General features: G+C 39.4%; 9 protein-coding genes. 7 read left to right on the top strand and 2 right to left on the bottom strand.

Annotated features, from left to right (window positions below; genetic code table 11):
* Window positions 1-6 precede the first annotated feature (6 nt).
* Window positions 7-2,586 carry an ATP-dependent chaperone ClpB gene (clpB, locus tag MJX77_RS18610; RefSeq protein ID WP_252060128.1) on the top strand — a complete coding sequence of 860 codons (2,580 nt, stop codon included), beginning with the start codon at window positions 7-9 and terminating at the stop codon, window positions 2,584-2,586.
* Window positions 2,587-2,635: 49 nt separating this feature from the next.
* On the opposite strand, the gene MJX77_RS18605 is transcribed toward clpB, so the two are convergent.
* Complete coding sequence (locus tag MJX77_RS18605) at window positions 2,636-3,130, bottom strand: CinA family protein (RefSeq protein WP_252060127.1); 495 nt, start codon at window positions 3,128-3,130, stop codon at window positions 2,636-2,638.
* 268 nt (window positions 3,131-3,398) lie between these two features.
* On the opposite strand from MJX77_RS18605, the gene MJX77_RS18600 reads away from it, so the two are divergent.
* Window positions 3,399-3,815 (top strand): hypothetical protein, encoded by a 417-nt coding sequence (locus MJX77_RS18600; RefSeq protein ID WP_151768662.1) that lies wholly within the window; start codon window positions 3,399-3,401, stop codon window positions 3,813-3,815.
* A gap of 18 nt (window positions 3,816-3,833) precedes the next feature.
* Here MJX77_RS18600 and rlmKL read toward each other — a convergent pair whose 3' ends face one another.
* On the bottom strand, window positions 3,834-6,044 hold the full coding sequence (rlmKL, locus tag MJX77_RS18595; protein ID WP_034596304.1) for a bifunctional 23S rRNA (guanine(2069)-N(7))-methyltransferase RlmK/23S rRNA (guanine(2445)-N(2))-methyltransferase RlmL: 2,211 nt from the start codon (window positions 6,042-6,044) through the stop codon (window positions 3,834-3,836).
* Window positions 6,045-6,283: 239 nt separating this feature from the next.
* Between rlmKL and MJX77_RS18590 the strand changes: the two genes are divergently transcribed.
* The 5 genes from MJX77_RS18590 to MJX77_RS18570 all read left to right on the top strand — a co-directional run bounded on the left by MJX77_RS18590 (window position 6,284) and on the right by MJX77_RS18570 (window position 11,519).
* On the top strand, window positions 6,284-6,628 hold the full coding sequence (locus MJX77_RS18590) for a hypothetical protein (RefSeq protein ID WP_151768661.1): 345 nt from the start codon (window positions 6,284-6,286) through the stop codon (window positions 6,626-6,628).
* 122 nt (window positions 6,629-6,750) lie between these two features.
* Complete coding sequence (locus tag MJX77_RS18585) at window positions 6,751-7,767, top strand: aspartate carbamoyltransferase catalytic subunit (protein WP_003652674.1); 1,017 nt, start codon at window positions 6,751-6,753, stop codon at window positions 7,765-7,767.
* Window positions 7,768-7,779: 12 nt separating this feature from the next.
* Window positions 7,780-9,015, top strand: coding sequence for a dihydroorotase (locus MJX77_RS18580; protein WP_224973383.1), 1,236 nt, complete (start codon window positions 7,780-7,782; stop codon window positions 9,013-9,015).
* 213 nt (window positions 9,016-9,228) lie between these two features.
* A complete protein-coding gene (locus MJX77_RS18575; protein ID WP_252060126.1) occupies window positions 9,229-10,644 on the top strand; it encodes an OmpA family protein in 1,416 nt (471 codons plus the stop codon).
* A gap of 95 nt (window positions 10,645-10,739) precedes the next feature.
* The gene (locus tag MJX77_RS18570) at window positions 10,740-11,519 is read left to right on the top strand and encodes a Rossmann-like and DUF2520 domain-containing protein (protein ID WP_252060125.1); all 780 of its coding nucleotides are present in this window, start codon (window positions 10,740-10,742) and stop codon (window positions 11,517-11,519) included.
* Window positions 11,520-11,530: the final 11 nt, after the last annotated feature.

The following is an 11,530-nucleotide window of genomic DNA, read 5'->3' as shown; positions in this document are numbered from 1 at the left end:
ACAAGAATGCGTTTTGAAAAATTTACAAACCGCTTGCAGCAAGCCCTTTCACATGCTCAATCTTTAGCGATGGGTAAAGACCATACCGCGATCGCGGGTATTCATATTTTGAGTACCCTTTTAGAAGAGCCATCAAATATTAGTTTGTTGCAACAAGCAGGTGCACGGTTACCTGAACTTAAACAAAAGCTTGAGCAAGCTATAAAAGATGCTCCGACCATTGCGAATCCGACTGGGGATGTCAATTTAAATCCTGAAGCTGTTAAGGCGCTTAATCTGGCAGATCGATATGCGCAAAAAGCAGGTGATGAATTTTTGTCAACTGACTGGGTGCTATTAGGTTTAGCAGAAACAGGCGAAACTAAAAATATTTTAAGTGCCGTAGGTGTAACTCCCGACAGTCTACGTAAAGTAATTGAACATATTCGAGGTAGTGACAAAGTCATGAGTAATAATCACGAAGATCAACGTGACTCACTTAATAAATATACGATTGATTTAACTGAGCGTGCCTTATCTGGAAAACTTGACCCGGTGATTGGGCGTGATGATGAAATCCGCCGTACGATTCAGGTTTTATCACGTCGTACAAAAAACAACCCTGTACTCATTGGTGAACCGGGTGTTGGTAAAACCGCTATTGTTGAAGGTTTGGCACAGCGTATTGTCAATGGTGAAGTACCAGAAGGCTTAAAAAGCAAACGTGTTTTATCATTGGATTTAGGTTCATTACTGGCTGGTGCTAAATATCGCGGTGAGTTTGAAGAACGCTTAAAAGCTGTTTTAAAAGATTTGGCAAAACACGAAGGCGAAATCATCCTATTTATTGACGAACTACATACGCTTGTAGGCGCAGGTAAAGGCGATGGCGCTATGGATGCAGGTAATATGTTAAAACCTGCATTGGCTCGTGGTGAATTGCGCTGTGTGGGTGCAACAACTTTAGATGAATACCGCCAATATATTGAAAAAGATGCAGCTTTAGAGCGTCGTTTCCAAAAAGTGTTGGTTGATGAACCAAGTGTTGAAGATACCATTGCAATTTTACGTGGTCTAAAAGAGAAATATGCTACTCACCATGGTGTGCAAATTTTAGACTCAGCGATTATTGCAGCAGCAAAAATGTCTCATCGCTATATTACAGATCGTCAATTACCAGACAAAGCAATTGACTTGATTGATGAAGCCGCTTCTCGTATTAAGATGGAAATTGACTCTAAACCTGAAGCACTTGATAAGCTTGATCGTCGTTTAATCCAGTTGAAAATGCAATTGGAAGCTGTGAAAAAAGATGAAGATGTCGGCAGTAAAGCTGAAGTTAATCATCTTGAAAAACAGATTGCTGAAGTCGAGAAAGAATACAACGATCTTGAAGAAATCTGGAAATCTGAGAAGACTCTTGTCGAGGGTACTAAACAGGCTCAGGTTGAACTTGATAAAGCACGTATTGCTTTTGAAAAGGCTCAGCGTGAAGGAGATTTGGCTGAAGCAGCGCGTTTACAGTATGGCGTTATTCCAGAATTGCAAAAACAACTAGAGCAAGATGAAGTTGCTGAAGAAAACGAAGAGCCAAAACTCATTCGTACTAAAGTGACTGAAAACGAAATTGCCGAAGTTGTGAGTGCTGCAACAGGTATTCCAGTTGCGAAAATGATGCAAGGCGAGCGTGAAAAACTCCTTAATATGGAAGAGTTTTTACATGACCGTGTTGTAGGTCAAGATGAAGCAGTCGTTGCGGTATCGAATGCTGTTCGTCGTTCACGTGCAGGCTTGTCTGACCCGAATCGTCCTAGCGGATCATTCTTGTTCTTAGGTCCAACAGGTGTTGGTAAAACAGAGTTGACTAAAGCATTGGCTAACTTCTTGTTTGACAGTGATGATGCCATGATTCGTATCGACATGAGTGAATTCATGGAGAAACATTCGGTTAGCCGTTTGGTTGGTGCACCTCCAGGATATGTGGGTTATGAAGAAGGTGGTGTTTTAACTGAAGCTGTTCGCCGTAAACCATATAGTGTGGTGTTGTTTGATGAGGTTGAAAAAGCGCATCCAGATGTATTCAATATCTTGCTACAAGTGTTGGATGACGGTCGCTTAACAGACTCACAAGGTCGAGTAGTAGATTTTAAAAACACTGTAATTGTGATGACCTCGAACTTGGGTTCACAAGATGTACGTGAGCTAGGTGAGGGTGCAACAGACGATGAAGTGCGTACCATTGTAATGAATGCGGTAAGTCAGCATTTCCGTCCGGAATTTATTAACCGGATTGATGAGCTTGTGATTTTCCATTCACTCAAAAAAGCACAGATTCGAGGCATTGCTGATATTCAGTTGGATCGATTACGTTCACGTTTGGTTGATCGTGATATGAGTTTAACTGTAGATGACACTGCTTTTGATTTATTGATTGATGCTGGTTTCGACCCTGTCTATGGCGCGCGCCCATTAAAACGTGCGATTCAACAACAGATTGAAAACACATTAGCGCAAAAAATCTTGTCGGGTGATTTTGTCGCAGGTGATACCATTTTAGTGAAAGGTGAAAATGGTCATTTAGTCTTCGATAAAATGAAACTCAGCTAATCTTGTTCTGCTAAAACCGAAAAGAGAATATGGAAACATATTCTCTTTTTTATGGCGAAGCTATTTGAGTTTTTGATGTGAGTAAAGCAATTAGGGTGTCTGAAACTTTCTGAGTTAATGTCTTTAACTTTTGTTCGGGATGGCCAGATAAAAAATAATGGTAATGATAAATACGTTCTTGATAAGAAATGCAGATAAAAAAGGTACCTACAGGTTTTTCTGAGGTTTCACTTCCCCCAGATTTTAATAGCCCAGTACAACTTACAATAATATCGGCTTGTTGAAATAACGTTTGTCCCAGCTTGCACATTTCCTCTGTAACTTGTGGTGACTCAGCTGTGTAAGTCTCTATTAACTTGGGATTAATATTTAAAATGCTAATTTTAATGCTGGGGTCATAACTCACTAAACCACCGAGTAAAATGTCTGCACCGCTATTTTTATGAATAGAAAATTGACTGGTTAAATAACCGGAACTTGCACTTTCAATAAAGGCAATTTTGAGTTGAAGATTTTCTAATAGTTGGCAGCAGTGCTGAAGCATTATTTCACCTCGAATGGTGTTTATTTATAAAAAAATCAAGTTACAGATAAATTATAAAATTACAGTAAGTGATTTAAGGGTGTCATTCAAGTCTGGGATAAAAATCTATAAAACTGCTTGAATATTCATAAAATGCCTGTGAAAAAAATCCGGTTTTAAAATGATCAATGTTAATTGTCGGGAAGTTTATTTATAACATTGCGACATACGTAAAAAATTGTTAATTTTGTTCGATATAACGAACAATAACAATTTTAGGATGAATGAAATGAACAATAAGCAAGGGTATATACTGGGAATTTTAAGCGGTGTATCTGTATTATTATCAAACACATGGGCAGCACAACCTATGTCAGAAAGTGCGCTTGCCACTCAAACAGGGGCGATAACCGCATCTTTACCCGTAATTATTGCTAAAGCTCAGGATGATGCTAAAAAACCTGCGATAGAACAAAAACAAGTACAGCAGGCGTTAGGAGATAACTATTTACAGCAAGTTCGATGGGATGCACTTAGAACCAGCGTACTTTCTCCGTATCAAGAACAAAAACAGAATCATGTTGTTGATAGTAAAGAAAAGAAGAAGTTAGAAATGATTGCGTTACCGGAAAGAGCAGATCGTTTTACTAAATATGATTTTGAGTCAAAAAATGTTCATGGTGAGGTTATTATTACCGTGAAGTAATAATAACCTCTAGTCTCATTAATACTGATCTAAACCAGGGTGCTGAATTTTCCATGCACGGTGGATTTTTTGATTACGTTTAAAATCAAGGCCAATGGTTTCAGATGTGATTTCTTCAACCTGAAAAATAGCCTCGATCTCTTCGTCCATTTCAAAACCGCGATAGTTATTCGAGAAGTAGAGCGTACCTTCACTGTGTAAACGGTTCATTGCGCGTTTAATAAGTGAGATGTGGTCACGTTGTACATCGAATGTACCATAGAATTTTTTCGAGTTTGAGAATGTCGGCGGGTCAATAAAAATAAGGTCGTATTGTTCATGCCCTTCTTTTAACCACTCAAAACAGTCACTGGCAAAGAACATGTGCTGTTCATCTGCATGATCTACAGTTAAGCCATTTAAAACGAAGTTTTCTTTTGACCAGTTCAAGTAAGTGTTAGATAAATCAACACTTGTTGTACTTGCAGCACCGCCAAGAGCAGCATGTAAGCTTGCAGTAGATGTATAGCTATATAAGTTCAAGAAGTGTTTACCACGTGCTTCTTGAGCAATACGTAAACGCATTTGACGGTGGTCAAGGAATAAACCTGTGTCTAGGTAATCTGTGAGGTTAACTAAAATTTTAGCTTTACCTTCTTGAACGATAAAGCGTTTTGAAGCTGTACTTTGCTTCGTATATTGAGTTGTACCAGTTTGGCGTGCACGTGTCTTAATAAAGATGGCATCACGGTTTAAACCAGTAACAGCGCGAATTGCAGCAAGCGCTAAATTAAAACGTTTTTTAGCTTTTTCTGGATCGATTGTTTTTGGTGGTGCATATTCCTGAACGTGTAAACGGTCACCATATAAGTCAACAGCGACATTAAAGTCAGGTAAGTCTGCATCATACAATCGTAAGCAATAAACATTTTCTTTCGTTGCCCATTTTTTCAAGGCAGTCATATTTTTTTGCAAACGATTAGCGAAGTCTTGAGCTTCTTCCATTTCAATAGGTTGAGCTTGCCAAGTTGCTAAAAATGGTTGAGTTACTTTTTCAGGTTTGATTACACCAAAACGAATATAAATTGGTAATTTACCATTCATTAAGCGTAAGGTTTCAGGCGCTTCAAATGCTAGAACATCAGATTGTTCAATTTGAGCTGCAATAACTGCTGCATATTGATTTGGAAAATGTTTTTGTAAAAGCGCTGATAAACCTAAGTATAGAGAACGGTTTGATGCTTTTTCACCTAAACGTTCACCATAAGGCGGGTTAGTCACAATAAATGCAGTTTTGCCTTCAGCAGCAAAATCTGGCCAGTCCGCTAAAGTACGCTCTTCGATTTGAATCTGACCTAATAAATTTTCAAAGCCTGCCGCAATAATATTTTCACGGGTTGCTTTAATTGCTTCCCAATCTGCATCGTAGGCATAAAATTTAGGTAAAGGTAATTGAAGTGCTTTTTCGTGACGTTCTGCTGCTTCTGCTTTAAGTGAAAGCCAAAGTTCACGGTCATGACCATGCCAGCCATTAAATCCAAAACGACGAACAAGTCCCGGTGCACGGTCAGTTAAAATCATTAATGCTTCAATGATGAATGTGCCTGAACCACACATTGGGTCAAGTACAATCTCTGGATTACGCTGTTTGAGCTGAGCTTTTTGTAAAATTGCCGCAGCAAGGTTTTCTTTAATTGGCGCATCGGTCATGTAACGGCGGTAACCACGCTTATGGAGCGAATCACCTGATAAATCTAGACAGTAAGTATGTTCAGTCTTACCTGCCAAAGCATAGATCGTAATTTCTGGTTGTTTGGTATCAATGCTAGGACGGCGACCTACAGCTTCCATAAATGAATCAACGACACCATCTTTTACACGCAGTGTCGCAAATTGCGAATTGACCATGATTTCACGTTCTGCATGCAAGCGAATTGCAAAGGTACTTTGTGGTGCAAAAACAAGTGACCAGTCAAAGCTCATTGCACCTTCGTAGAGTTCTTCTGCCACATCACGTGCATCGTGCGTAAAATCAAGTTCATAAGTATGAATAGGAAGTAAAACACGAGAAGCGAGACGCGACCACATACAAATGCGGTAAGCTTGTTCAAGCGTTCCTTCAATGATTAAACGTCCTGCTTTACGTTCTGTCACTTTGGTGCCAAGTTGTTCTATTTCTTCTTGTAAGAGGGGTTCTAAACCATCAGCACAAGTAATCCAATAGTGGTTTAAACGTAAAGAGGTATTCATAAACTCGATTGACCAAAACATATAAATATTAACGATGCAAAGTTTAACTTATTTTGATGTCTAAAGGTTTTTAAATTATTGCAACCTTTCATTTAGCAACCAATAATCTGATTTTTAAAGAGTAATACCTTGTAATTGGTATGTATTTTGCTAGACCAAGATAATTGATGGTTATTTATTTAACAGACAAAGTCGATTTTTAACCATTTTTATAATTTTAATGGGTGGGGACGTTATAAATGAAAGACATGATGGGGAATGGTTTTATTACGAATGCGGATGCTTTCTCAGTGGCTACACAAATATATGTACGTATGCGTCGGGTCACGGGGCGGGTAATAGATGCAATGTATGTGATTCAAAATAAAGATTATGCAAAATATGTAATTACAGTGGCGTTAGAAACAGAGGATGATGAATTAAAACGATGTGTTGAGCGATTAAGATCGTTAGTTGACACACTGCCAGAACCTCCTCAAAAAGAAACGCTCGCTGTTGCTAAGGTCGATGAAGAGCCAGAAATAACAGCCGAAGACATTTATCGAGCACAAGTTCCACATCATTATATTGGTGCTTTAAGGTAATCTCGAATAAGACCTTAAATTTTGGTCAATTTAGGGTCTTATTCTGTAAAGTTCTTCTGCGAAAAGAGCGGAATTCAGCTACACTATGCACGTTTTCGCGATTCGACCCATAGGAATCCATTATGCATATTGCAGCGTTGCATCAGCCGAGCCAGGTTCAGCTCAATCAGGACGGAAATTTAAAACATTTTTTAACGATTGAGGGACTTTCAAAAGAAAACCTCACGAAGATTTTAGATACCGCACAAAGCTTTTTAGATGATAATAATAATTTAATTAACCGTCCGCTCTTAGAGGGATTGACGGTTATGAATCTTTTCTTTGAAAACTCCACCCGTACTCGTACTACTTTTGAAGCAGCAGCAAAACGCTTGTCTGCCAATGTATTGAATATTGATATTGCACGTTCAAGTACTTCAAAAGGTGAAACGCTACGAGATACGCTTTGGAACCTTGAAGCAATGGCTGCCGATATTTTTGTTGTACGCCATTCATCTTCGGGCGCTGCACATTTCATTGCTAAAGATGTATGTCCAAAGGTCGCGATTATTAATGCTGGAGATGGACGTCATGCTCATCCAACGCAAGCGATGCTTGATATGCTTACTATTCGCCGTGAAACAAAAAAACCTTTTGAAGAGTTGAGTGTTGCCATTATTGGAGACATCAAACACTCTCGCGTAGCACGTTCGGATGTGGCTGCATTACAAACTCTTGGATGTAAAGATATTCGCGTGATTGCACCGAATACATTATTGCCAGTGGGCTTTTCAGAATATGGCGAACACGTTCGCTTGTTCAATAACATGGATGCTGGGATTGCGGATTGTGATGTGATTATTGCTCTACGTATTCAAAATGAACGTATTGACTCTCCAGCATTATCTTCACAGTCTGAATTCTACAGAATGTATGGTTTAAACAAAGAGCGTCTTGGTTTAGCTAAACCGGACTGTATTGTCATGCATCCAGGGCCAATGAATCGTGGTGTAGAAATTGACTCAAGTGTTGCGGATGGGGACCAATCAGTTATTTTGAAACAAGTAACCAATGGTATTGCTGTTCGTATGGCTGTGTTGGCGCTGTCAATGCAAGGCCAGCTCCAAGAGCAAGGTTTAATTGAAGCGATTACGTTGTAAGGAATGGATCACATGAGTATTGTAAAAATTGAAAATGTACGTGTGTTAGACCCAATCCAAAAAACAGACAACGTACAAACTGTATATATTCAAAATGGCAAGTTGGTTGCTCAAGCCGAGCAAGTTGAACAAACCATCGATGGTCAAGGCAAATGGTTAATGCCAACCATGGTTGATTTGTGCGCGCGTTTACGTGAACCGGGTCAACAGCAACATGGTACCCTTAAGTCTGAAGGGAAGGCCGCACGTGCTAATGGTATTTTGCATGTGATTACTCCGCCAGACTCAAAACCGATTGTGCAAGACAATGGTGCGCTTATTCATGGCTTGATTGAAAAGGCATGGCTTGATGGCGGCATTCATATGCATATTATCGGTGCTCAAACCCAAGGTCTAAATGGTAAACAACCTGCAAATATGGCGGGTCTTAAAAAGGGTGGTTGTACTGCTGTTTCAAATGCCAACGCTGCTTTTGAAAATGATGATGTGGTTATTCGTACTTTGGAATATGCAGCGGGTCTTGGCTTAACGGTTGTGTTCTATGCCGAAGAACCACAAATTGCTAAAGATGGATGTACACACGAAGGTTTTATTGCTTCTCGCCAAGGGTTGCCAATGATTCCGGCGCTTGCTGAAACTGTAGCGATTGCAAAATATTTGCTTATGATTGAAGCAACTGGCGTAAAAGCCCACTTTGGTTTGTTGTCTTGTGGTGCATCGGTTGAGTTAATCCGTGCAGCAAAAGCAAAAGGCTTACCTGTGACTGCTGATGTTGCAATGCACCAGTTACATTTAACTGAACACTTAATCGACGGTTTCAATTCACTTGCACACGTTCGCCCACCATTGCGTTCTGAGCAAGATAAAGAACTTTTACGTCAAGGATTAAAAGAAGGCGTAATTGATGCAATTTGTACGCACCATGAACCTTTAAGCAGTTCGGCAAAAATGGCGCCATTTGCTGAAACTCAGCCGGGTATTACCGCTTTTGATACTTATGTCTCGTTAGGTATTCAACTCATTAATGAGGGTTTATTTGAACCTTTAGAATGGGTTGCTAAAGTTACTAGTGTGCCAGCGCAGGTTGCGAATATGACCTCGCGTTGGGAAGATGAGGCTGGCTGGGTATTGGTAGATCCTGCTTTAAGCTGGACAGTAAGCAAAGATACTATTTTATCGCAAGGAAAAAATACCCCATTGTTGGGTCAAACCTTGACGGGTAAAGTACTTCAAACTTTTGCTAACTGATAAAGTGCTTAGTTAAAGTAAATTTAAAATATGAACAGGTAGATCAATATGATCTACCTGTTTTGTAAATACTAGATGGAAAATTGTATATAAATTATATAAAAAACAACAAAAGATTGAAGGAAGACTAGAATAAAAAACTATCAGCAAAGAGAAGTATTTGAATAATCAAAAATTGCTGGTTACGACGTATAAGATTCGGGAGAATAACCAATGTCGATAAACCCTATAGAATTGCTTAAAGAAAAAGTATCTTCAATATTATTAAATGAACAGGATGGATACCTAGGCGAAAAATCGAATGCTTTATCTAAGTTTTATCCAATTTTACTTTCATTATTAGCTGCTAAACCTGATCTTATCGGACAATTGAAAAATAGTTTGGCTCCTTCCTTGTCAGACCTTTTTTCTCATAATGACCAAATCAAAAATACTGTGCTTACTCATTTAAGTGGTACAGCACCAAATAATGAAATTGAAAGCACGCTCAACAGTGCAATTAAACCCAGCCTTAATGCAATTTCAGATGTTGCCGGAAATGACCAGCAAAGTATTATGAATTACTTGCGCCAGCATGCAGATACTATTCGTTCATATTTACCAGCATGGGCAGTGGGTCTATTAGCTCCGCTAGGACTTGGTGCAGGTTTATCTTCTGTCACGCCATCAACTGCACCTCCACTTGCAGCAGCAACTGAAAATACAGGTAAGTCTCGTGGATTCTTACCGATTATTGCCCTCATTATTCTGGGGCTGATCATTGCTTGGTTATGGCGTTCTTGTCAGCATAAAGAAGCTGTACCAGCCCCAGAACCGACCGCTGCCAGTGGTGTTGAAGCTGCTGCTGCACCAGCTAGCTTAACTTTAAGTACCAATGATAAAGGCGCAGTGAGTGAGTGTCAGGCTGGAATTGGCGATCAAGGCTTCTTGGCAACGCTACAAACCAGCGTTAAAAAAGTTTTTTCGACAACTCAAGATTGTAAGGTGGATACAAGCCAAACTTATGCAGCCTCATTTACCGACAAAGATGCGCTTGCAGGTGTGTTAGGTGCATTAAAAGGTGTACCAAATGCATCTTTAGAATGGGTAGGCGACAAAATTACTTTGAAAGCGGGTGATGCGGCAGCATTAGAAGCATTAACTGCAAAAGTAAAAGCATTGGTGCCACATACAGAGGTTGTCGGTACAGCACCAGTAACAGCTGAGCAATCTGTAAGCAATAGCTTAACTGCTTCGCAAACTGCTCTAGGATCAATTGATCCGAACAATGTCGATGTAAATGCTTTGGTGAAAGCACTTAACTTGCAAATTATTAATTTTGCGAGTGGTTCAAGTGACATACCTGCCGATAACAAAGCCATTCTTGATCAAGCTGCAACGCTTTTAAATAAAGTGTCTAGCGTCAAATTAAATGTGGGTGGTCATACTGACTCAACTGGTAACGCTGCTGCAAATAAAGCTTTGTCTCAACGCCGTGCTCAAGCAGTTGTAGATTATTTAAAATCTAAAGGTGTAGATGCTTCTAAATTAGTTGCAGAAGGCCATGGTTCTGATCAGCCAGTTGCAGAAAACACAACAGAAGAAGGTCGCTTTAAAAACCGTCGTATTGAGTTTTCAGTAGCCCAATAATCGACTGATTTATGAAAAATTAGTTATTTTAATTTGAAAAAAGCTTCTCATTTTGAGAAGCTTTTTTTTGTTGAGACAAATAATGTTGGATTGATATGAAAATCAGTTTGGTGGGAAGTGGGCGAGTGGCCTTTCATTTGGCAAAGGCTTTATTGGGCCAAGGTCATAACATCGTACAAGTCTATGCGCGTGATTTTGATAAAACCCAAAAATTTGCAGAGAAAATTCAAGCAAAAGCATGCCAAACTCTTCGCGAATTTCAACCGACCGATCTCATCATTCTTGCGGTTTCAGATAGTGCAATTGCAGAGCTTGTAAAACAAGTTCATGAATTCTTTCCTGACACACTCATTGTCCATACTTCGGGTAGTACTGATATTGAAGTCATCCGTCACGTACATGAAAAAGCAGGGGTATTTTATCCATTACAAACATTTAGCTTAGAAAGAGATGTTGATTGGACTTCAACGCCGTTATTTGTTGAAGCAATAACAGATGTCGACCAGAAACTACTTTCAGATTTAGCAAATAGCCTAAGTAATCGAGTATATCAATACACCTCAAAACAACGTTTAACTTTACACTTAGCGGCTGTGTTCGCTTGTAATTTTAGTAATTACTGTTTTGATATGGCAAAGCAGGTTGTAGATAAAGAGCAGGTGGACTTTGGCTTGCTCTATCCTTTAATTTTGGAAACAGCTAAAAAAGCGACTGAAAATGATCCGAAACAAATGCAAACTGGGCCTGCAGTAAGGGGAGATCAGAATATCTTGGCAATGCATCAAGACTTATTGGCTCAAGCAAATCAAGATGATTTAAAACAGGTTTATCAACTTTTAAGTGATGGCATCGTGAAACGCCATCACTCGGACTAAAAGTGATTTAA

The sequence above is a fragment of the Acinetobacter sp. AHP123 genome (assembly GCF_023757925.1).
In the GTDB taxonomy this organism is placed as follows: Bacteria; Pseudomonadota; Gammaproteobacteria; order Pseudomonadales; family Moraxellaceae; genus Acinetobacter; species Acinetobacter oleivorans.
Note: the sequence above shows the minus strand (reverse complement) of the source record. Positions and strands in the feature narration are given on the sequence as shown.

What these genes read in the sequence shown, in the direction of transcription:
- clpB (WP_252060128.1), top strand. Translation starts at nt 7, where the DNA reads ATGCGTTTTGAAAAATTTACAAACCGCTTGCAGCAAGCCCTTTCACAT.
- MJX77_RS18575 (WP_252060126.1), top strand. Translation starts at nt 9,229, where the DNA reads ATGTCGATAAACCCTATAGAATTGCTTAAAGAAAAAGTATCTTCAATA.
- MJX77_RS18580 (WP_224973383.1), top strand. Translation starts at nt 7,780, where the DNA reads ATGAGTATTGTAAAAATTGAAAATGTACGTGTGTTAGACCCAATCCAA.
- MJX77_RS18600 (WP_151768662.1), top strand. Translation starts at nt 3,399, where the DNA reads ATGAACAATAAGCAAGGGTATATACTGGGAATTTTAAGCGGTGTATCT.
- MJX77_RS18570 (WP_252060125.1), top strand. Translation starts at nt 10,740, where the DNA reads ATGAAAATCAGTTTGGTGGGAAGTGGGCGAGTGGCCTTTCATTTGGCA.
- MJX77_RS18605 (WP_252060127.1), bottom strand. Translation starts at nt 3,130, where the DNA reads ATGCTTCAGCACTGCTGCCAACTATTAGAAAATCTTCAACTCAAAATT.
- rlmKL (WP_034596304.1), bottom strand. Translation starts at nt 6,044, where the DNA reads ATGAATACCTCTTTACGTTTAAACCACTATTGGATTACTTGTGCTGAT.
- MJX77_RS18590 (WP_151768661.1), top strand. Translation starts at nt 6,284, where the DNA reads ATGAAAGACATGATGGGGAATGGTTTTATTACGAATGCGGATGCTTTC.
- MJX77_RS18585 (WP_003652674.1), top strand. Translation starts at nt 6,751, where the DNA reads ATGCATATTGCAGCGTTGCATCAGCCGAGCCAGGTTCAGCTCAATCAG.